At 48.2% G+C, this 19,971-nt stretch carries 21 protein-coding genes; 12 read left to right on the top strand and 9 right to left on the bottom strand.

The window, feature by feature from the left end:
• The first annotated feature begins 220 nt into the window (after window positions 1-220).
• The 4 genes from MSMTP_RS01945 to MSMTP_RS01930 all read left to right on the top strand — a co-directional run bounded on the left by MSMTP_RS01945 (window position 221) and on the right by MSMTP_RS01930 (window position 4,435).
• Window positions 221-559 (top strand): DUF134 domain-containing protein, encoded by a 339-nt coding sequence (locus tag MSMTP_RS01945; RefSeq protein ID WP_048177444.1) that lies wholly within the window; start codon window positions 221-223, stop codon window positions 557-559.
• Between the two features lie 82 nt (window positions 560-641).
• On the top strand, window positions 642-1,475 hold the full coding sequence (locus tag MSMTP_RS01940; RefSeq protein WP_082090456.1) for an Mrp/NBP35 family ATP-binding protein: 834 nt from the start codon (window positions 642-644) through the stop codon (window positions 1,473-1,475).
• A gap of 434 nt (window positions 1,476-1,909) precedes the next feature.
• Window positions 1,910-3,475 (top strand): ABC transporter substrate-binding protein, encoded by a 1,566-nt coding sequence (locus MSMTP_RS01935; RefSeq protein ID WP_231582879.1) that lies wholly within the window; start codon window positions 1,910-1,912, stop codon window positions 3,473-3,475.
• Window positions 3,476-3,679: 204 nt separating this feature from the next.
• A complete protein-coding gene (locus MSMTP_RS01930; RefSeq protein ID WP_048177439.1) occupies window positions 3,680-4,435 on the top strand; it encodes a class I SAM-dependent methyltransferase in 756 nt (251 codons plus the stop codon).
• Between the two features lie 36 nt (window positions 4,436-4,471).
• On the opposite strand, the gene MSMTP_RS01925 is transcribed toward MSMTP_RS01930, so the two are convergent.
• The gene (locus tag MSMTP_RS01925; RefSeq protein ID WP_231582878.1) at window positions 4,472-5,206 is read right to left on the bottom strand and encodes a 4Fe-4S double cluster binding domain-containing protein; all 735 of its coding nucleotides are present in this window, start codon (window positions 5,204-5,206) and stop codon (window positions 4,472-4,474) included.
• Between the two features lie 369 nt (window positions 5,207-5,575).
• On the opposite strand from MSMTP_RS01925, the gene nikB reads away from it, so the two are divergent.
• From nikB to MSMTP_RS01885, 7 genes are all read left to right on the top strand, one after another.
• The gene (gene nikB / locus MSMTP_RS01920; protein ID WP_048177437.1) at window positions 5,576-6,523 is read left to right on the top strand and encodes a nickel ABC transporter permease; all 948 of its coding nucleotides are present in this window, start codon (window positions 5,576-5,578) and stop codon (window positions 6,521-6,523) included.
• The gene (locus MSMTP_RS01915) at window positions 6,507-7,337 is read left to right on the top strand and encodes an ABC transporter permease (RefSeq protein ID WP_048177436.1); all 831 of its coding nucleotides are present in this window, start codon (window positions 6,507-6,509) and stop codon (window positions 7,335-7,337) included. The genes nikB and MSMTP_RS01915 overlap by 17 nt, the downstream gene beginning before the upstream one ends.
• Window positions 7,334-8,317 carry an ABC transporter ATP-binding protein gene (locus MSMTP_RS01910; RefSeq protein WP_048177434.1) on the top strand — a complete coding sequence of 328 codons (984 nt, stop codon included), beginning with the start codon at window positions 7,334-7,336 and terminating at the stop codon, window positions 8,315-8,317. Before MSMTP_RS01915 ends, MSMTP_RS01910 begins: the two co-directional genes overlap by 4 nt.
• Window positions 8,310-9,260 carry an ABC transporter ATP-binding protein gene (locus MSMTP_RS01905; RefSeq protein WP_048177433.1) on the top strand — a complete coding sequence of 317 codons (951 nt, stop codon included), beginning with the start codon at window positions 8,310-8,312 and terminating at the stop codon, window positions 9,258-9,260. Before MSMTP_RS01910 ends, MSMTP_RS01905 begins: the two co-directional genes overlap by 8 nt.
• A gap of 385 nt (window positions 9,261-9,645) precedes the next feature.
• Window positions 9,646-10,122, top strand: a complete 477-nt coding sequence (locus MSMTP_RS01895) for a co-chaperone YbbN (protein WP_048177428.1) — start codon at window positions 9,646-9,648, stop codon at window positions 10,120-10,122.
• 51 nt (window positions 10,123-10,173) lie between these two features.
• Window positions 10,174-10,824 (top strand): cytochrome c biogenesis CcdA family protein, encoded by a 651-nt coding sequence (locus MSMTP_RS01890; protein WP_048177427.1) that lies wholly within the window; start codon window positions 10,174-10,176, stop codon window positions 10,822-10,824.
• Window positions 10,825-10,953: 129 nt separating this feature from the next.
• The gene (locus tag MSMTP_RS01885) at window positions 10,954-11,496 is read left to right on the top strand and encodes a hypothetical protein (protein WP_048177425.1); all 543 of its coding nucleotides are present in this window, start codon (window positions 10,954-10,956) and stop codon (window positions 11,494-11,496) included.
• Between the two features lie 97 nt (window positions 11,497-11,593).
• On the opposite strand, the gene MSMTP_RS01880 is transcribed toward MSMTP_RS01885, so the two are convergent.
• The 7 genes from MSMTP_RS01880 to cbiT all read right to left on the bottom strand — a co-directional run bounded on the left by MSMTP_RS01880 (window position 11,594) and on the right by cbiT (window position 16,503).
• Entirely contained in the window at window positions 11,594-12,322 is a 729-nt protein-coding gene (locus tag MSMTP_RS01880) for a precorrin-8X methylmutase (protein WP_048177424.1), read from the bottom strand.
• Entirely contained in the window at window positions 12,312-13,112 is an 801-nt protein-coding gene (gene cobJ, locus MSMTP_RS01875; protein WP_048177423.1) for a precorrin-3B C(17)-methyltransferase, read from the bottom strand. The genes MSMTP_RS01880 and cobJ overlap by 11 nt, the downstream gene beginning before the upstream one ends.
• Window positions 13,081-13,434: a cobalamin biosynthesis protein gene (locus tag MSMTP_RS01870; protein WP_048177421.1), complete on the bottom strand. Its 354-nt coding sequence runs from the start codon at window positions 13,432-13,434 to the stop codon at window positions 13,081-13,083. The genes cobJ and MSMTP_RS01870 overlap by 32 nt, the downstream gene beginning before the upstream one ends.
• A gap of 353 nt (window positions 13,435-13,787) precedes the next feature.
• On the bottom strand, window positions 13,788-14,252 hold the full coding sequence (locus tag MSMTP_RS01865; RefSeq protein WP_231582877.1) for a cobalamin biosynthesis protein CbiG: 465 nt from the start codon (window positions 14,250-14,252) through the stop codon (window positions 13,788-13,790).
• Window positions 14,253-14,299: 47 nt separating this feature from the next.
• Window positions 14,300-15,028: a cobalt-precorrin-4/precorrin-4 C(11)-methyltransferase gene (locus tag MSMTP_RS01860; RefSeq protein ID WP_048177419.1), complete on the bottom strand. Its 729-nt coding sequence runs from the start codon at window positions 15,026-15,028 to the stop codon at window positions 14,300-14,302.
• 80 nt (window positions 15,029-15,108) lie between these two features.
• Window positions 15,109-15,717, bottom strand: a complete 609-nt coding sequence (locus MSMTP_RS01855; RefSeq protein ID WP_048177418.1) for a cobalt-factor II C(20)-methyltransferase — start codon at window positions 15,715-15,717, stop codon at window positions 15,109-15,111.
• Between the two features lie 240 nt (window positions 15,718-15,957).
• A complete protein-coding gene (gene cbiT, locus MSMTP_RS01850; RefSeq protein ID WP_048177417.1) occupies window positions 15,958-16,503 on the bottom strand; it encodes a precorrin-6Y C5,15-methyltransferase (decarboxylating) subunit CbiT in 546 nt (181 codons plus the stop codon).
• Between the two features lie 845 nt (window positions 16,504-17,348).
• On the opposite strand from cbiT, the gene MSMTP_RS01845 reads away from it, so the two are divergent.
• Window positions 17,349-18,644 carry an isopropylmalate synthase gene (locus MSMTP_RS01845; protein ID WP_048177415.1) on the top strand — a complete coding sequence of 432 codons (1,296 nt, stop codon included), beginning with the start codon at window positions 17,349-17,351 and terminating at the stop codon, window positions 18,642-18,644.
• A gap of 158 nt (window positions 18,645-18,802) precedes the next feature.
• On the opposite strand, the gene MSMTP_RS01840 is transcribed toward MSMTP_RS01845, so the two are convergent.
• Window positions 18,803-19,831, bottom strand: coding sequence for an isocitrate/isopropylmalate dehydrogenase family protein (locus MSMTP_RS01840; protein ID WP_048177414.1), 1,029 nt, complete (start codon window positions 19,829-19,831; stop codon window positions 18,803-18,805).
• Window positions 19,832-19,971 lie beyond the last annotated feature (140 nt).

Raw genomic sequence — 19,971 nt, 5'->3', positions numbered from 1 at the left:
GTCTCCGACAGCTCATTTCCAAGCCTGCACCCAGGCTCATTTCCCGGAAACAGGATTTTTGCCGGCAATGACGAGTTCCCGGATTCCAACCGGAACCTGTCGGGACTCGGGTACATCCATAATAACTAATTTAACTCAATAGTACATAAATATTTATACTTTTCTGTGTGGAAAGAGAAATAATTATATATTTACTCCGCAATGTGCATAAGTAATTACCATGAAAAAATGCAGAGGAAGACCAAAGTGCCCCAGGCGCGTATCACAGACGCCTGATATCACGTACTTCAAGCCAAGAGGAGTCCCTCTATCCGAACTTGAAGTGGTATCCCTCACAATAGAAGAACTCGAAGCCCTCAGACTGGTGGACCTTGAAGACCTGCGGCAGGAAGATGCCGCGACCAGGGTAGGAATCTCGAGAAGAGCTTTCTGGGAAGACCTGAAAGCCGCCCGCATGAAAGTCGCTCTGGCCCTTAGCCGGGGCAAAGCAATAGAAATAAAGGGCGGGAACTATATCGAGGCAGAGAGTACAGATAACATCAAAAATGATGAAACGTGAAAGGGATATAGAGAATTAATAGGTACATGGATAGTGGATACTGTTTAAAAAATCATAATAGATATCACAAAGGCGATCAAATATGACAGATAAGGTTCAACCATTAGAAACATTATCGAAGACAAAGCCCGAAGAACCAAAAATCGTTGTCAATCTACGTCGTATCAAGCGCAAGATTATGGTCATGAGCGGAAAAGGGGGAGTGGGAAAAAGCACCATTGCCGCAAACCTTGCTGCAGGCCTGGCCCTGCGCGGGTACAGGGTAGGGCTCCTTGACTGCGACATCCACGGGCCGACAGTCCCAACCATCTTCGGACTCGAATCCTCAAGGCCTGAGGTCAACGAACAGGGAATTATCCCGGTACGAGTCTTTTCCAACCTGTCCGTTATGTCCGTGGGCTTCCTGCTCGAAAACAAGGACTCCCCCGTAATCTGGAGAGGCCCTGCCAAGATGGGAGCAATCAAGCAGTTCCTGGAAGAGGTATACTGGGGCGAACTTGACTACCTGATAATCGACCTTCCTCCAGGCACGGGAGACGAACCCCTCAGCGTAGCCCAGCTCATCCCCAACTGTGACGGCTCCGTGATCGTCACGACCCCCCAGGACGTAGCCCTGGTCAGCGTCAGGAAGTCCATCAACTTCTCGTCCAAACTCAACGTCCCTGTAATCGGGATCGTGGACAACATGAACGGCCTCGTCTGCCCCCACTGCGGCGAGATGATCAATGTCTTCGGAAGCGGAGGCGTGGAAAAAGCCTCACAGGACTTCAACGTCCCCGTCATTGCCGAACTCCCGATCGAGCCCAAAGTAGCCGAAATGGAAGACAAAGGCACAGTCCTCCAGGGCCTCGACCACAGCACCGAGTGGCAGAAGAACTTCGAACTCGTAGTAAACTCAGTCGAAAAGATCCTCTAAAAAAAATAAATTTATTTCTTTTTTTCTTTTCATTTATTTATCTATTTTTCATTCATCTTCTTTTTAATTTCCTTTTATGCCTCAGGGTGTGGAACATATCCTATCACACCTGAAAATTAGCATTTAAGTTATGTTTGACCTGATGCATTATGATGTCGCTACATGAGAAATGTTCAAATTAATTCAATATCACATAGAAGTTCATGGAACAAAATGAGTAAGATATTTCTGAAAAAAAAATGTTTTATAGATATATTGTGAGAATTTATAAGCCATGTATCGGATATAGTAGCAAATAAAAATATAATCGTAACATTTAATAGAACAAATGAGAATGTTAATATACTTTGTTCAATTACACATTTTTAGTGATTGAAGTGTTACCAATTAACAAAAAAGAAAGGAATTCCATATATATTGCATTGATTTGCATTGTGCTGATATCAGTGTTTTTTTCCGGCTGTGTCGATTCCGATAAGGCTGAAGCATCTTCACTTAATGATTCAGAGGTAGCTGGAGAAGACCTTTCCTCCGGAAAGAGTGGAAACCTTCGGGCTGTTATGATTTTCGGACCGGATGAGTCCCTTGACCCTGCTTACAAATGGGTGGGTTGGTACGTCCGGGAAGCCGGGATATATGAGACCCTCTTTGCTTATGATTCCGATATGAACCTCAAGCCTGAACTTGCGGAAGGCTACGAAAGGCTCAATGATACCGCCTGGCAAATCGACCTGAGGCCGGGGGTACGGTTCCATGACGGAACTCCCCTTAATGCCGAAGCGGTGGTATATTCGATAAACAGGGCCCTGGACCCTGAAAACGTCAGGCATACTGAGTATGATTTTATCGAATCGGTATCAGCCCCGGAAGACCTGAAGGTCCTCATCAGGACGAAAGAACCTTATGCACCGACCATTGCAAGCCTATCCGACCCCCTGCTTTCAATTGTAAGCCCGAAAGCAGAAGACCTTACCCATAAACCCGTGGGGACGGGGCCTTTTAAGTTTGAAAGCTACGAAGACGGCCTCAGACTATCGGTTTTGCGAAACGAGGCATACTGGAGGGGGGATGTTAAGCTTGAAAGTGTGACCATTGACTACGTTTCCGATCCTCTTACAAGGTCGTTCAAACTCCAGGCAGACGACTGCGACCTTGTCCGGGGTGTCCCGGCCACGGAATCCGGACTTATCAGCAAAAGCCCGGACCTTGAAGTCCCGAGTAAGGAAACCCTGAGACTCTGTTTTATGTATGTCAATACAAACAAAGCACCCCTTGGCGATGTGAGTGTCAGGCAGGCCCTTAATTATGCAATCGACCGTGACCAGGTTGTAAGCGCTGCTCTCGAGGGGGCAGGGGGGCCTGCAAAGGGAGTGTTCCCGTCAACTCTTCCCTGGTCAGCCAATGAAAAGCTCGAAAGCTACGATTATTCCCCCGAAAAAGCAAAGGAAATGCTTTCAGAGGCAGGAATTTCCGATACTGACGGAGACGGCTGGCTTGAATATGGAGGAAAGCCGTTCGAACTTTCCATCCGCACCTATGAAAAAAGGGCTGAGCTTAAACCCACGGCTGAAGTCATAGCCTCCCAGTTTGAGAAAATCGGCATCAAAACCGAGGTAATTGTCCTTGAAACAGGGGCTTTGAGCGCAGACACCAGTGATGGGAACTATGACCTTTCCCTTTATGCCTGGAACGTTGCGCCTGCCGGAGACCCCGACTATTTCCTCTCCTACCACTTTGAGTCCACCGGCGTACAGGCAGCCTGGACAGGGTACTCTGACAGTGAGGTTGACGAATGGATCAAAGAAGCTAGGGAAAGCACGAGCCCTGAGGAAAGGCAGGAATACTACGACCTCGTCCAGGCCCGGGTCCTTGCCGACTCTCCGGAAATATTTGTATTTTACTATAAGGAACTTGATGGAATAAACACACGGGTAAAAGGATATGAGATTTACCCTAATGACATTTCCTTCATAACGAAGGACATCTACATTGAAGAATAATTAGAAAACTTTGCAGGGAGAAATTCGCAGGGAGAAATTCACAGGAAAAGCTCCTGATGGAGGGGTTTCTCCCTGCTTTTCAGGTCAATGGCCGACCCGGGAAAAACAGGCTTATGAAAATGGAAAGTTGTGAAAAGAAAACTCATGAAAACGAAAAAGCAGAAACTGCATTTCTCTTAAAGATTTATGATGGGGAGTAATTTTATGGACTGCAAGAAAGTTATTGCCGATTACTGGAACCTCAGGTCTTCCACATATACAAATGGGGAGAATGGCTTTGATGAAGAAGAGCGGATTGTCTGGAGGCGTATGCTTGAAAATTCCTTGCCTTCAGGGCAAAAGTTAAAGGTACTGGATGTGGGAACAGGGCCTGGTTTTCTTGCACTTCTCTTTTCCGAAATGGGGCACGAGGTGACGGCCGTAGATATTTCCCTAGGCATGCTCGAAAAAGCACGGAACAATGCGAAGAGCCTGGGAATTAAGGTTGATTTCTTTCAGGGGGATGCGGAAAACCTGCCATTTGAGGACTGCTATTTCGATCTTGTTGTGAACAAATACCTGCTCTGGACCCTCCCCCGACCCACCGCGGCTGTTCAGGAGTGGAAGCGAGTCCTCAAACCAGGGGGCAAGGTTTTTGCCATCGACGGCAACTGGTTTAACCCCCGCCCGGACAAGAGGATCAAACGCTGGATTACCGGCGTGGTGAACACGGACATGAATAAAAACCCTCCAAGATCATTTTTCGACGAGTTTTACGAGCCGATCCGAAATTCCCTTCCCCTTTATGAAGATATAAGCCCGGAAAACATCTCTATTGTCTTTTCCAAAATGGGTTTTGCAAACACTGCTGTAAATCCCCTTCAAGAAGTGCAAAAATTTAAGAAAAGCAAGCTTTCATTCACCCAAAGATTTCTCAGGGACACCTCAATCTTCCTGATTACGGGGCAAAAAACGGCCTAATGAGCCCCCTGATTCCTAAATTTTTTGTATTCAAGCTTAAGTTTTGCTTTTTGTGGACGCCTTTTTTAGGTATTTCAGAGTCCACGGACAGGCAGCAATGCAAATCCCGCATATTGAGGCTTGGACGTCCCTTTTTTCAAAATTGTTATTGCATTCCTCGTAGCATGCTTTTATGTCCAGAAACTCATCCCTGTAAAGCCCAGGACACCATTCTTTGCCTGAAATGGCACCGACAGGGCATGCTTCTACACACCGGGTACATTCCCCGCAGAAGGAACGCCCTACAGGTTTGCCGGGTTTGAGAGGCGCACTGGTAAAGACCGTGTTAAAGCGAAGAGCCGAACCGAACTCCCTTGTGACCAGGAGATCGCATTTGCCAACCCAGCCCAGGCCCGCCCTTGTGGCTGCAGTTTTGTGGGGAAAAGCCACGGATAATTTTTCCTTATCAAAGTTTTCAGTGGTCGGACCGAGGGAAACTGCCTCAAACCCCCTCTCTTCAAGGTAAGTTACAAGCTTTGTGCCCAGTTCCCGAAGTTTCCCGTTTGCCCGTGTGCATTCGGCAGAATAACCAGAATCAGGCCCATTGACGAGATTCCCGAGAACCCCAGGGTCCAGTGCAACCCCGTAAACTACCGCCTTATGCAGGTCAGAATAAGGATTAGAATCCAGTGAATCAAGCCCGGCGACCCCTACCAGGGAAGCCCCATTTCCACGAAGATAAGCTATAACGTCAGCAGTTATATCATCGTCCGTCAATTTGCTATCATTCATTAATTTGCTATCATTCATTAATTTACTATCATTCATTAATTTACTATCGTCCGCTAATTTACTATCGTCCACCAATTTACCCTCTTCTCTTTTTTGCTCATTATTCCAGGTATTCCGGCAACTCGCATATACTACCTTTTAAACAGATTCAGCATATTGAGCTTTTCATCAGTATGGAAAAATCACTCATAAGTATACCATGAAAAGATACTCCCGAGCCTAATAACCATTTTTAGGGCTCTTTGAAATCCGGAAATCCCGGAACAAATCGAAAAAAATATATATGAATAATAGAGAGACAAATTAACAAAAGGATAACAATAAATCATAAAAAAATAAAAATTAATGCTAAAAATGGTGTACTTCAAAATGATAACATATATGTTAAAAAAGATCGTGTTGATGGCACCAGTGCTTCTTTTCATTTCAATTGTTAGTTTTTCTTTAATTTATATAGCCCCCGGAGACCCCGCCGAAATTATCTTGACAAGTTCATCGGGAGGGGCTGACCCTGCCGCTGTGGAAGAATTCAGGATCAAGGAAGGCTTTGATAAGCCCCTGTATGTGCAGTACCTGAACTGGCTAGGAGCCGTGCTGCGGGGGGAGCTTGGCTATTCCTATATGAGCGAACGCCCGGTCTCTGAGGCAATCCTGCAAGCCTTTACCGCCACTTTCAAGCTTGCCTTTGCAAGTTTCCTGGTCTCGCTTGCAATCTCGATTCCCGCAGGCATCCTTGCAGCTTTGAAACATGATACCTGGATTGACGACCTGAGCAGGTTTCTTGCCCTCCTTGGGGTTTCCATGCCAAATTTCTGGCAGGGGTATCTTATGATACTGGTTTTTTCCGTATTCTTACGTATTCTTCCTGCAGGAGGGTTTGGGGAGAACGGAGACTTTTCACACCTCATCTTACCCATGCTGACTCTCGGGACAAGTTCCGCAGCCGTGACAATGCGCCTTATGAGGGCAAGCCTCCTCGAGGTACTTCAGGAAGACTACATCTACGCCTCCAGGGCAAAAGGGCTTTCGGAAAAGGTTGTGATCGGAAAACATGCCCTTAAAAACTCCATAATTCCCGTGCTGACCATGGCGGGCCTGAATTTCGGATACCTGTTAAACGGTTCCGCGGTGGTTGAAACCGTATTTGCCTGGCCGGGGCTTGGAAACCTTATTGTCAGTTCGATCTACAACCGGGACTATCCTATGATCCAGGGAACCCTTCTCTTTGTGGCTGTCCTCTTTGTTGCCATAAACCTGCTTGTTGACCTTTCTTACAGCTGCCTTGACCCGAGGATTCGAGATGAAATGCGGAATTAAAAACAGGAGCCTGCTTGCCGGGCTAATTATTCTCGGCTTCCTCGGCTTTATAGCCCTTTTTGCAGCCTGGCTTGTCCCCCACGACCCGGAAGCAATAAACCTGGACTTGAGGCTGACTCCCCCAAACTCCGAATACCCTTTCGGCACCGACCACCTGGGGAGATGTGTACTTAGCAGGGTACTGTTTGCGAGCCGCATATCCCTTTTAATCGGGTTTTCGGTTGTGATGCTATCCCTTTTTATAGGAACTGCCGTTGGCACCACTGCCGGCTACTTCGGAGGGTTTGCGGATGAAGTCCTGATGCGACTCGTAGACGGGTTTCTGGCGTTCCCCAGCATGTTTCTAGCCCTGGCGATAGTGGGGCTTTTCGGAGGGAGCCTTACGAACCTGGTGCTGGCCCTTGTCCTGGTTGAATGGACAGGCTATGCAAGAGTGGTCAGGGCTTCGGTACTTACGGTTAAAAACCGGGAATTCGTAACAGTAGCAAAAGGGTTCGGAGGAAGCGACCTGTACGTGATCATCCGCCATGTCCTCCCACATGCTTCATCCCCTCTCCTTGTGATGGGGACCCTCGGGATCGGATATGTGATCCTCGCATCTGCGGGCCTGAGCTTTCTCGGGTTTGGGGTGCAAACCCTCCCGGAATGGGGGGCCATGCTAAATGACGGGAGGTATTTTCTCCGCACGGCCCCCTACCTTATGATCTTCCCGGGGCTTTCGATAATGTTTACCGTCCTCGGGTTTAATTTCCTGGGAGACGGGCTTAGGGACTGCATGGACCCGAAATCAAAGCAAGGGAAGGAATCTTTATGACCCGGATCCTTACGGCCTGTAACCCCGGCGTCCAGGGGGTCTCTCCACCCCTACTTGAGATCCGGGATTTGAAAGTCCATTTTCCTGACGGCGCCGGTCCCGTAAAAGCCGTTGACAGGATCGACCTTACAGTCAGGGATAAGGAGTGCTTTGGAATCATCGGGGAATCAGGATCAGGAAAAACGGTGCTTTGTCTGGCGATTCTAGGACTCCTTCCCGAAGATGCGTCCTGTTCAGGAGAGGTCCTGTTCAGGGGGAAAACACTTTTTTCTATGTCTGCCCCAGGGATCAGGGAACTTCACGGAAGGGAAATAGGGGCAATTTTTCAAAACCCCGCAGCTTCCCTTGACCCCGTATTTACGGTAGGGAACCAGCTTTCGGAAGCCCTGGGCAGAGGTGCAGGAGTTTCAGGGACGGATATGAAAAAAAATGTGATGCAGCTCCTGGACAGGGTCAGCATCAAAGAGCCGGCCCTCCGCATAAGGCAGTATCCCCACGAGCTGAGCGGGGGCCTGAGACAGAGGGTGATGGTTGCCATGGGAATTGCAGCCGAGCCCTCGCTTATCGTTGCAGACGAACCCACAAGCGGGCTAGACCTCAGGGTTAAGCGCAGAGTCATATCCCTCCTGCAGGAAATCAGCCAGGATACGGCAATGTTTGTTATCACACATGACCTGGAACTTGCGGAAAAACTCTTTGAAACCCTTGCTGTGATGTATGCTGGAGAAATTGTCGAAATTGCAAGCTGCAAAGAGTTTTTCCAGGCCCCCATGCACCCTTTTTCAGAGGGGCTTCTGAATTCTCTTCCCTCGAGGGGGATGCAACCGATCCCGGGGTCAAGCCCTTCCCTGCTTGCCCTACCGACGGGGTGCAGGTTTTTCCCACGGTGCAGGCATGCAATGGAGGTTTGCAAAACCAGGCATCCGGAACTATATTCTGTGGAGGGGAAGCGGCAGGTGAGGTGTTTTAAGTATGCTTGAAGTCCGGGGACTGAAAAAATACTTTTCTTCGGGACATTTCAAAAAAGAAATTATAAAGGCAGTAGATGACATTTCTTTTGAGGTAAGGGAAGGAAAAACCCTCGGGCTTGTGGGAGAAAGCGGGTCCGGAAAAAGCACTGTTGGCAGGTGCATCCTGCGTTTTACGGAGCCGGACTCCGGGATCGTATCTTTTGAAGGGAAAGACCTGGCAGGGCTCACGAAGAAAGAGTTTTCAAAAGTGCAGCCCCGGATGCAGATGATCTTTCAGGACCCTTATTCTTCTCTTGACCCTAAAATGAAACTAAAGACAAGCATTTCCGAGCCCCTCAGGCTTCAGGGCGTCAAAAGAAAAGCGGCTTATGCCGAGGTTCCGCACCTTCTGGAAACAGTAGGGCTTTCCCCGGAACATGAAAACAGGTATCCCCACCAGTTGAGCGGGGGGCAAAACCAGAGGGCTGCCATAGCAAGGGCTCTAGCACTGAGGCCGAAGTTCCTGATTGCGGACGAGATTACAGCTTCCCTGGACGTATCTGTACAGGCGCAGATCCTGCATCTAATAAAAAACCTGAAAGAAGAACATTCCCTGGGTATGCTTTTTATTTCTCACGACCTCGAAGTTGTAAGGTATATGTGCGACCGGGTAGCTGTAATGTATGCCGGAAAGGTCCTGGAGATCGGAGCCGTAGAAGAAGTCTTTTCCCATCCCCAACACCCTTATACCCGGCAGCTTCTATCGGATAAGATTCAGGAACAGGGGGGAAAGGAAATCAGAGGGCCTGATTTTGAAGCAAATTTTGAAGCAAAAACAGACATTACCCCTGGTTTTGAAGGTTGTGTATTTTATGCAGAATGCCCTTATGCAGACCCGGAATGCAGGGCTGAAACCCCGAAAATGCTGCAAACCGGAAGAGACCACTCCGTCCGGTGCAAAAAACTAAGATGAAGCTATTTTCACACCCGGATTTTCTATATTTTCTGTCTGCGCAACTGCAAGATTCAGGTCATTCAGAGAAGTAGAAACAAAATTATTTGTTTGAAAAGGAATTTATTAGCATTGGTCATAACCATTCAGGGAAGAAATAGAAATTATAGTCAAGGTCCCAAATTCCTTCACCAATCTCAAGTGAAAGTTTAACCACAGAAAGCACGGAAAACACGGAATAAATGAAATAAATGAAATAGGGGCACAATCCTTCCGTGCTTTCTGTGTCTTCCGTGGTTATAATGTAAGTGTAAATATTTACGTTCGGGACTACAATATACAAGAAGAAGAAGAAGAAGAAGAAGAAGAAGAAAAACCAAAACCAAAACCAGCGCATTGGGGCAGTATGAATAAAATTGTTTTACTCCTGATCCTTGTTTCAGCCTTCCTTTTTACGGCAGGTTGTACGGAAGAGACCCCGGAAGCCGTAGACTCGGGGAAAAACCTTGTTGTCGAAGTAAACGACCTGGAGCAAATAAACGAAGCCATTCAGAAAGGCCCTGTCTTCCTGAAACTGGGATCTGAAGGGTGCGGACCCTGCAGGGAAATGAAACCTATAATGGCTGAAATGGCAGAAGAATACGAAGGAAGGGCTACAATTATGTCCGTCGATATAGATGAGAGTCCACACCTCGCAGCCTATTTCAATGTGGGCTACATTCCGGACTCCTGCGTGATCACAGGCCTTGAAAATGGAAATTACCTGTACATGCAGCAGGATGGAAGCGTCACGGAAGACAGGATGCAGGCAAGGATGATCGGACTCAGGGACAAAGAAACCTTTGAAGCCCGCCTGGAACTTGCCCTGCCGCAGACAGAATGAAAAATAATAAAAGTAGAGAGAACAACTCAAAACCCGAATCCCGGATGAAACATGTTCAATGAAGCGATTTCCCCCCTGGCTGCTTTTGGGGCAGGGGTCCTCAGTATCCTCTCCCCCTGCATCCTGCCCCTGCTGCCGGCCGTCCTGGCCTCATCTACAGAGAAAGGGAAGTTAAGGCCGCTTGCAATAGTCCTGGGGCTTTCCATGACATTTACACTCATGGGTGTGGTGACTTCTACATTCGGAGCGACTGCCCAGGCCTATATTGGCCATCTTAAAATCCTCGCGGAAATCCTGATTATCATAATGGGAGTGGCAATGCTCCTTGATCTCTCCCTCTTCAATGCCTTTGCAAGGTTCCCTCTCCTTGCGGGATTAAGGGAAGGCGGCCTGATCTCAGGCCTGCTGCTGGGACTTTCCCTGGGAATTATCTGGATTCCCTGTGTGGGACCAATCCTTGCCTCAATCCTGACCCTTGTGGCCCTGGAAGGAGACACTTTATACGGAGCACTGATGCTTTTCATCTATTCCCTGGGATTTGCGGTCCCGATGCTCTTGCTGGCTTATTCGACGCATCTTTCCTCCACAAAACTAAGGACGATCTCCCAGTACGATGCAGCCTTTAAGAAGGGCGCCGGAATTGTGCTTATCCTGATAGGGCTCTGGATGATATACCAGAACCACCTTGTCAGTATTTTTTGAAAAGCCACACAAGCTGCCAGACCGCCAAACTCTGCACCTTAAACTGGCACACTCACTGCCACCCTCGAAATTTTTAATCGAAACCCTACTTTTTTATTCATCCCCGCCTTTTTATTTACGGGGGAATTTATGAAGGGAAATGCCGCAATTCTGCTCATGATCCTGTTTTTCCTTATAGCCTGCGGCTGTATTGAAGAAAATGAAAACAACCCGAACAGTTCCGGATGCGGCTTCGAACGGATTGTCCAGGTAACGGAACCCGGGCAAATCAAAGAAGCTACTCAGCAAGGACCTGTACTCCTTATGGCAGGCTCTTCAAAGGACCCGGAGTACATGGCACAGGCAGCGGTTTTCGAAGAGCTTGCAGAGGAATATGAAGGCAGAGCAACGGTCTTATGCGTCGACTCCGACCAGGACCCTGATCTTGCCAAACGTTTTCTGGGGAGAAAGGACGAGAAAAAACTGGCATCCTGCGTAATCCTGAACATAGGACGCGGCATGTACCTTTACATGCTAGAGGATGGAGACGTAACCCCTGAATACCCGTCTGCAAGTTTTTCAGGGTTTACGGAAAAAGAAGTCCTTGAAAGAACCCTGGACCATGCAGTCAGGCTCAGGGAAGAAGATTTCCTGAAAGAATTTGAAGAGCGGAACAATAAGACAGAAGGATAAGGGCTAATTAAGAGAGATAAACCAGTGAAGAATCAGGTTTAAAAAAGGAAGAAGAAAAAAAAGGAAGAAGAAAAAAAAGGAAAAAGAAAAGAAAAGCTTATTCTTCACTTTCCCTTGCGATTGCCACAAGCTCGTTTACGCAGGCAACAGCCATCGGAGTTCCGCCCCTGGTCCCGACGCAGCTTATGGAAGGGACCGGGATTTTCAGGTTTCTGACAAGTTCTCTGGACTCGGCTGCGTTTACGAAGCCGACGGGAAGTCCGATAATGAGAGCAGGCCTGACCCCTTTTTCAATCATTTTGCAGACCATGATAAGGGCTGAAGGGGCGTTTCCGATTGCAATGATGCTCCCGTCCAGTTTGTCCTTTGCTGCCAGGTAGCCTGCGGAGGTCCGGGTAATCCCGAACTTGTTTGCGATTTCCGAGTTCGGGTCCTCGTCGAGGACGCAGATCACTTCGGAGGAGTGCCCGACCTTTGTGATCCCGGCTTTTACCATATTGATGTCCACGAAGATGGGGGCACCTTTCTTGATGGCTTCGACGCCTGCGGGAATGGGGTCATGCGAAAAGCGCATGATGTCAGCTACGGAGAGGTCGCCTGTAGCAATCACGCAGCGCTGGCGGAAACGGTCTTCAAGGGTGTTGTTCCCGACCAGTTCCTGGATCATGGTCCGGCTCTTCATGTAGATAGCTTTGGCTTCCTCGGTCCTTGCCCCGGAATCCTTGCAGATGCTCACGAGTTCGGGGTCAACATCCACGGTGAGTTCGGTAAACTCTTCCAGGTCGTCCACAGACCCGGCTTTTTCGGAACTTTTTTCAGTAGTCATATTTCTTATGATACCCCCTGGGTGTGATGATGATATCCTTTTTCGGAGACTTCCAGATCCTGGACTCCCCGTTGCAGACGAGAATGGCGGTGCTCATGTCCACCCAGTCCTCGTATTCCATGACTTCCCCGAGGGTTGTCACGATCTGGTCTTCACCTTCGCCTCTCATGGCGTTCTTGACAAGCCCGACCGGCACGGAGTCAGCCTTATGCTTGCGGATGATCTCGATTGCCCTTGCAAAGTTGGACTTTCTCTTCCGGCTCTTCGGGTTGTAGAGCCCGATAACGAAATCAGCCTCTGCTGCCAGGTTAAGCCTCTTTTCGATGACTTCCCAGGGCGTCAGGAGGTCGCTTAAGCTGATCACCGCAAAGTCCGTTACCACGGGAGCCCCGAGCAGGCTTGCTCCTGCAAGGACCGCCGTTACCCCTGGAAGGATCTCGATGTCCACGTCAAGGTTCTCGTGTTCGGCAACCTCCAGCACTATGCCTGCCATGCCGTAGACGTTGGTGTCGCCCCCGCTGACCATGACCACATTTGCGTCCTTTGCGAGTTCCACGGCTTTTCGGGCTCTTTCGACCTCTTTTCCCATGAAACTCCGGATTACTTCCTGGGTGCCGAGAAGGCTTTCCATCTGGTCCAGGTATGTACTGTTCCCGAGCACGTAATCAGCGTTGAGGATCACTTCCCGGGCCTTGATAGTCAGCTGTTCCACGGAACCCGGTCCGATCCCCACAACGTAGAGTTTTCCACCGGTTTCCTTACCTTGCGATTGCGATTGTGACTCTGCCATAGACTTTCTTCCTGCAAATCAATTCCTTTTTTTCCGAAAGGGCCAGAGCAGCCGGTTCTGCTACCCCTTTAAGCCCGAAGCGAGATGCCTGGGACGCCGAAGGCGGGTTGTAACTGTTCAGCACTTCATCCGGCATAAATTCAATCGGGATGCCCAGCAGTTCGACCGCTTCCAGCAGCCCCTGTTCATTTTCTTTGAGTTTCGCAGAGGCAAAGGCTGTGACCTCTTCCAGGTCTGCCCCGCACTCTTCGAGGGCTTGCCCCACAGCCTCAATGACTTCTTCTTTTGTTATACCCCTGCGGGTTCCGATTCCTATGATCATCCGTAATCGTAACCTGAATTAACCTGTTAACTTTAGTATTCGTTAACCTTATTATCCGTAACCGTAGCGAATTAACGGTTAACTGATGATTTATAGTCCTGAACGTAAATATTTACACTTACATTATAACCACGGAAGACACGGAAGACACGGAATAAAGGAAATAGGGCACAATCCTTCCGTGTTTTCCGTGCTTTCGATGCTTAAACTTTTGCTTGAGATTGGTAAAGGAATTTGGGTCCTTGACTATAAGTTAACCTTAGTATCCGTAACCTTAACCTGGTAACCCATTAACATTATTGCCGGAAACCTGATTACCCATTCAGATAACCTGATCCGTTACGTTAACGGGATTAGCCGTTATCCTGCTTTTTCCTGACCAGCACGGATACGTCCTCGTCCACGACAACGATCTTCGGGCCCTTAAGTTCAAGGACCTCGACATCCTGGTCAAGGAGAGCGCAGTTTACGGCTACCGTGGATTCCTTATTGAAAATATCGCAGCCAAGCCTGTCGGCAATTCCCTCAACGGATGGTTTCCCGTGCACTTCCGTGGCAGTGGTCAGGACCGGGACGGCGCCCAGTTCCGCCAGTTTCTTTGCGATTTCGTTTGCCCCGTGGTGCCCGCCAAGGATAGGGATTGCGAAGTTCAGGTTCGAGTCCACAACAACTACCCCGGGGTCCGACCACTTATCCTTGAGGAGAGGAGCGATGTCCCTGATCACTATGCCCGAGGCAAAGACGGCTACGATTGCCCCATATTTCTCAAAGGCGGTTTCGAATATGCCCTTTTCGTAGAGGAGCAGGTCTGCGCCCAAATGCTCCGCTATTCTGGAAGCGACTTCCCGGTTCCTTTCAAAAGTAATTACAGCGGTTCCTGGGGCACTCCGTATAGGTGTGACCTCCTGTAGTTCTTTGGGTCGACTACCCCGCCGATGAGGATCATTGCCGAACGCTTGATCCCGGCATCCTTCACCTTCTCCGCGATATCTTCCACGGTACCGGTGATAACTTCCTCATCTTCCCAGGAGGCATGGAATACGACCGCCACGGGGGTGTCTTTCGGGCACTGGACCTTTTCCATGATCTCCTTGATTTTCTGGGTGCCAAGGAAGATCGCCATTGTTGTTCCGTAAGAGGAAAGCTCGGGGATCAGGTCCTTTTCCAGGGTCTTGCCTGCCGGCCGGGTGATAATCAGGGTGTCGGACACCCCGTTTAAGGTCAGCTGGGTGTTCAGGGCGGCTGAAGTTGCAAAGACCGAGGAAACTCCCGGGACCCTTTCGACCTCTATATCGAATTTCTTCAGCTCTTCCATCTGCTCCACGATGGACCCGTAGAGGGAGGGGTCCCCGCTGTGGAGGCGTACCACGAATTTTCCTGCGTCGACGGCGTCCACGATAATCTTCGTGGTTTCGTCAAGGGTAAGCCCATAACTGTCCACGGTCTCCCCATTCGTATAGTCCAGAACTATGGGGTTTACAAGGGACCCTGCATACATTACAAGGTCCGCTTTCTCAAGCAGTTCGCGCCCCAGAACGGTAATTAGTTTGGGGTTTCCGGGACCTGCTCCTACAACATACACTTTCCTTTCCATCTGACCATTCCCTTAGCATTCTTGGTAAATTAAAACTTGCCCGGAGACCGTAATTTCAGAGCCCCGGCGCAAAAATTCAATCATTTCTTCCCGTAAACAATGCTGAAATAGTTCCCCTTTTCAGGGATCTCTTCCTTCTTGTCGATAATCACTTCATCATCCGAAAAAAGTTTTTCCGCAAAGATGAATTCCCTGTAACCTTCGGCTTCAAGCGTTTCGATTATCTGTTTCGGTTTTGTGGCTTTCAGGTGGATCTTATACCCGATTTCCGAGCCGTCGCTGACCTCGAAGGAAGTTTCAACCGCCACATCGGTCCTGGCAGCAAAAGATGTGATAGAACTGATGCCCGGGATGGTTGAGACTTCGACATCCGGATAATACCTGCGCATGACCTTTTTCAGGTGGGTGAAGGTAGAGAAAAAGTTGGGATCACCTATGAGCCCGAAAGCTACGGTCCCATTCCGGGCTTGCTCCGCAACCTTGTCGGCATTTTCTTTCCAGAGAGCGTTTAACGCCTCAAGGTCCCTGATCATGGGAAACTCCAGAATTTCAGAATCCGCGTAAGGGGCCACAAGCTCCTGTGCCATGCGCCCGGGCACGTATACCTTATCACTGTTTTTCAAAACATTCACTGCTTTCAGGGTCAGAAGTTCAGGGTCTCCGGGACCAAGTCCTACTCCTATTAACATCTTATCGCTCCATAAACTGTTAAATATAAACGTAAATCATCAGGTAAACATAAATTACCAGATTAAACGCAAATCATCAGGTAAACGCAAATCATCAGGTAAACGTAAATTACCAGATTAAACGTAAATTGTCACGTTAAACGTAAATTACCAGATTAAACGTAAATCATCAGGTAAACATAAATTACCAGATTAAACGTAAATCATCAAAGATTAACACAAAGCATGAAATTCAGTTATTCAGCTTTTTCCGACAATAATGTACACCGGGTTTTCAGGCTTGAACATGGTCTCCCCTGCAATCGGGGCGCTTCTTGAGACCACCAGGTGGATGACTTCATCAAAAATCTCGAGTTTCTTCATGGCCTCGATTGTCCTGACAACAGTCTCGATCCGGACGGCATTTACCACAATGCTCCTGGCATTTTTCTGCACCAGTTTTTCTAGCACGGTGCCAATGTTCTTTGTCCCACCGACAAAAGCGCAGTCAACAGAATCAATGAGTTCTCCACCCAGGATTTCCGAGGCTTCTCCGGCAAAAATCCTGCCGTTCTCAATATTGAAATTTTTAAAATTCGCTTCTGTAGCCCTGAGAGCCTCTTCCCGGGCATCGATTGCATAGATCGTGAGCCCCCTGACCAGCCGGGTTGCTGCAATTGATACCGAACCCGTACCGCAGCCTACATCTGCAAACCGGTCCCCGTCTCGAAGCCCGAGCTTTGAGAGGGACACCACAATGATTTCCGGTTTTGTCGGACCGCCGCTAACACCTACTATTTCGGACATGTTCCACCTGGGTAAAAGTGATGCAAATATACCAAATGTAAATTAAATATCAAATGTAAATTAAATATGTGCCGGATGCGAATTTAAATTGAAACAAATTAACTATACAATTCACTTCATGCAACAATTCACTTCATGCAACAATTCACTTCATGCAACAATTCACTTCATGCAACAATTCACTTCATACAGCAATTCACTTTATACAGCAAATTAACATTATATAATTCTGAGCAAGTCAGGCATGTGATATTATACAACAATAAATATAAATCATACACCTGAAATCTGCGGAGATATAAATATAATTTGTTCTAGATATACCTTATTATCAGCAGTAGGGGCTTGTCAGGAAAGTAAACTTTCATGCGACAAAAAAGTGTTCGGAAAAATTATCCATGGGAAAGTTTGTATCTACTGGCAAATCACTGATCGTGGGGGGGACACATTAAGAAAATATGTATTATTAATGATAGGACTTGCCCCTTTAAGTTAAAAGTGAAAAACAATATGATGGGAAAGATTTGTGAATATTAACCGGGTATTCTTGAAAAATGGGTTTTTATAAATAGAAATATATTTTTTAAATAGAAGAAAAACATTTTAACCATAAACGCATATATTTATGCTGACAACTTGACCTGAAAAAGCAAACGTCGACTCAGATACACCTGAAAAGGGGATTTTCAGGTTAGAAACGGGATAATTTCTCGCTTATTTAGACTGGTTTTTCCGACTTTATATCATGTAACGACATTTTTTAATAGAAGATGGGGACCCCCAACAGTGTAAGCCCGCTCCCCCTATGCAGGCCACTGTTATCTACAAATACAGGAGGAAAAGTGATGAAGGTTTACGAATCATATGACGATTTACCCAAGTTAAAGCTGCCCTACGGAAATGAGATTTTCATCAGTGATAGCACAATCCGCGACGGCTCCCAGATGCCGGGGATAGTCCTGAAAAGGGACCACAAGCTTCAGATCTACGAGTACCTCCACGAGATAGGAATTGAAAAACTGGAAGCTTTTGTCTTCAACCAGAGAGATAAGGACGCCGTAAAGCTCATGTTTGACAGGGGATACGAGTGCCCCGAGATCACGGGCTGGTCAAGGGCTTCTCGCGGGGACATTGATAAGATCCTGGAAGTTGACGGGCTCGAAGAAACAGGAATATTAATGTCGGTCTCGGATACCCACATAAAGTCCAAAATGCGGCTTTCAGGAAGGGAGGAAGCAGAGGAGAAATACCTTGATGCCCTCCAGTACGCCGTTGACCATGGGCTTCGCACCCGGGCTCACCTGGAAGACATGACAAGAGCTGACAACTACAACTTCGTCTTCCCACTTATCGAAAAAATCATGGAAATCGATCCTGACTGCATTATCAGGGTCTGCGACACAGTAGGGTACGGGCTTCCGTACATAGGAATTGATGAACCTTACGGGATCCCGAAAATAATGGAACATCTGAAAAAAGAGATAAAAGTCAAGAACATCGAGACCCATATTCATGACGATTACGGGATGGGGACAGCAAGTTCCATTGCAGGATACTGGTATGGAGCTAACTGGAGCAGTGTAACCTTCCTCGGAATAGGAGAGCGTGCAGGAAATACGGGGATGGAAAAAATCCTCCTTTTCCTGGCAGACCGCGTGGAAGGCTTTGAGAAATACAACCTCGAACCCATTTCCCGTTTCACGGACTTCATGGAAAAAGCCCTGGGACTCCGGATCCCGAGAAACAAACCGGTTGTGGGGAAAAATATCTTCGCCCACGAATCAGGGATACACGCCGCAGGCATCCTGAAAAACCCCTTCAACTACGAACCCTATCCTCCGGAACTGATAGGAAGAGAAAGGTTGCTCCTAATTGGGGATTCCTCGGGCCTGGAAATAATCCGACATAAGGTCCAGGAAACCTTAAACGAATTGCTGGGAGTCGAAACAGCCGTAGAAAAAGACGATGAAAGGCTCCTCAACATCCAGCAAGAAATCCAGAAACTCTACGACAACGAAGAGCGGGTCTCCTCCATCTCGGACGAAGAACTCCTGGCCTACGTGGAGAAGTATTTCCTTTGCCAGTCGATCTGTGACCCTGTACACGCAGGAGGCAGAGGGAAGTTTGCGAAAAAGAGATGAAACTGAGACCGAAAACCGGAATATAGGAACACGAAAAAAAGAAAAATAAGGAACAGAACAAGGCTCTAAAGTAGGAGAACTCTCTGAGATATTCTCTCAAAAACTCTTTCAGAGACCTTATTCCGCGTTATTGCACTTTGTGCATCAGAATTACTTTTTTACTTCAAGATTTCTGCCGTGTACTTTGCGATCTCGTCGGCCATCTCGCTGAGTTTTGCGTTTCCGCCTAGGTCGTAGGTGACGTACTTGCCTTCGGAGACCACGCGCTCCGTGGCTTTGAAGATGGCTTCGGACTTATCCTTTTCACCCAGGTAGTCAAGCATCCAGGCCCCTGCAAGGACGGTTGCAACCGGATTGACTTTGTCCAGACCTGCATATTTGGGGGCTGAGCCGTGGGCGGGTTCGAACATGGCAAAAGAGTCCCCGATATTGGCGGAGTAGATCATCCCGATGCTGCCGACCAGAGCCGCACATTCCTCGCTGATAATGTCCATGAAGAGGTTGGTAGACAGGAGGATCTTCTTGTCGAAGATCTGCGGGTTCTTAATAAGCTGCATAGCGATGTTGTCTACATGGTAGGGCCAGATCTCGATGTCAGGGAATTCTTTTCCGACCTTTTCGACCTCTTCGAGGAAGGTACCACAGGTCTGTTTGAGGATGTTGCTCTTGTGGATTGGGACAACAGTGTCGTAGCCTCTCCGCTTTGCTTCTTCAAAGGCGTAGCGAGCAATCTTACCTGAGGAAGTACGGGTGATTTTGCGGATAGCTATCGAAACATCATCCGTAAGTGCGACTTCTTCGCCGATGTAGAGGCCTTCCGTCCCTTCCCTGACACAGATGTGTTCAACGTCTCCCAGGGGGGCATTGGAATTCGGGAAAGTCTTTATGGGGCGCACGTTTGCATAGAGGTCGTACTTCCTCCTGATGGACACGGCCACACTTCTCGGGGAACCGATCCCCCCGGGAGTGGTGGTAGGCCCCTTAAAGGAGGCGTCGGAGCTGTCCAGGATGTCCCAGGTCTCGTCAGGGATAAGGGAATTTCCACCGTGTTCTTCCCACCAGGTGGCACCGGCTTCACACATCACGAATTCGACGTCCGTACCTGCGGCTTCCACGACTTTAAGCATTGCGTCGACAAGTTCGGGGCCAACCCCGTCACCTTTTATTACTGCTGCGGTTTTGCTCATATTATCACCATTTCAGGTCACCGTATATCAGGTTGCCATTTCAGGTCACCGTGTATCAGGTAACCATGCGTTTGGTTTCTTATTTGAAGAATGGTAGCGCTTGATAAGCTGGAAAAGGGAAAAAGACCTTTCAAAAAATT

The organism is Methanosarcina sp. MTP4 (genome assembly GCF_000970045.1).
Lineage (GTDB): Archaea > Halobacteriota > Methanosarcinia > Methanosarcinales > Methanosarcinaceae > MTP4.
Note: the sequence above shows the minus strand (reverse complement) of the source record. Positions and strands in the feature narration are given on the sequence as shown.

Coding starts and splice junctions, on each gene's coding strand:
- nikB (WP_048177437.1), top strand. CDS start 5,576: ATGATAACATATATGTTAAAAAAGATCGTGTTGATGGCACCAGTGCTT.
- MSMTP_RS01940 (WP_082090456.1), top strand. CDS start 642: ATGACAGATAAGGTTCAACCATTAGAAACATTATCGAAGACAAAGCCC.
- MSMTP_RS01895 (WP_048177428.1), top strand. CDS start 9,646: ATGAATAAAATTGTTTTACTCCTGATCCTTGTTTCAGCCTTCCTTTTT.
- cobJ (WP_048177423.1), bottom strand. CDS start 13,112: ATGGCAGAGTCACAATCGCAATCGCAAGGTAAGGAAACCGGTGGAAAA.
- MSMTP_RS01945 (WP_048177444.1), top strand. CDS start 221: ATGAAAAAATGCAGAGGAAGACCAAAGTGCCCCAGGCGCGTATCACAG.
- MSMTP_RS01880 (WP_048177424.1), bottom strand. CDS start 12,322: ATGACTACTGAAAAAAGTTCCGAAAAAGCCGGGTCTGTGGACGACCTG.
- MSMTP_RS01930 (WP_048177439.1), top strand. CDS start 3,680: ATGGACTGCAAGAAAGTTATTGCCGATTACTGGAACCTCAGGTCTTCC.
- MSMTP_RS01840 (WP_048177414.1), bottom strand. CDS start 19,831: ATGAGCAAAACCGCAGCAGTAATAAAAGGTGACGGGGTTGGCCCCGAA.
- MSMTP_RS01860 (WP_048177419.1), bottom strand. CDS start 15,028: ATGGAAAGGAAAGTGTATGTTGTAGGAGCAGGTCCCGGAAACCCCAAA.
- MSMTP_RS01845 (WP_048177415.1), top strand. CDS start 17,349: ATGAAGGTTTACGAATCATATGACGATTTACCCAAGTTAAAGCTGCCC.
- MSMTP_RS01910 (WP_048177434.1), top strand. CDS start 7,334: ATGACCCGGATCCTTACGGCCTGTAACCCCGGCGTCCAGGGGGTCTCT.
- MSMTP_RS01925 (WP_231582878.1), bottom strand. CDS start 5,206: ATGAATGATAGCAAATTGACGGACGATGATATAACTGCTGACGTTATA.
- MSMTP_RS01905 (WP_048177433.1), top strand. CDS start 8,310: ATGCTTGAAGTCCGGGGACTGAAAAAATACTTTTCTTCGGGACATTTC.
- MSMTP_RS01890 (WP_048177427.1), top strand. CDS start 10,174: ATGTTCAATGAAGCGATTTCCCCCCTGGCTGCTTTTGGGGCAGGGGTC.
- cbiT (WP_048177417.1), bottom strand. CDS start 16,503: ATGTCCGAAATAGTAGGTGTTAGCGGCGGTCCGACAAAACCGGAAATC.
- MSMTP_RS01855 (WP_048177418.1), bottom strand. CDS start 15,717: ATGTTAATAGGAGTAGGACTTGGTCCCGGAGACCCTGAACTTCTGACC.
- MSMTP_RS01915 (WP_048177436.1), top strand. CDS start 6,507: ATGAAATGCGGAATTAAAAACAGGAGCCTGCTTGCCGGGCTAATTATT.
- MSMTP_RS01870 (WP_048177421.1), bottom strand. CDS start 13,434: ATGATCATAGGAATCGGAACCCGCAGGGGTATAACAAAAGAAGAAGTC.
- MSMTP_RS01885 (WP_048177425.1), top strand. CDS start 10,954: ATGAAGGGAAATGCCGCAATTCTGCTCATGATCCTGTTTTTCCTTATA.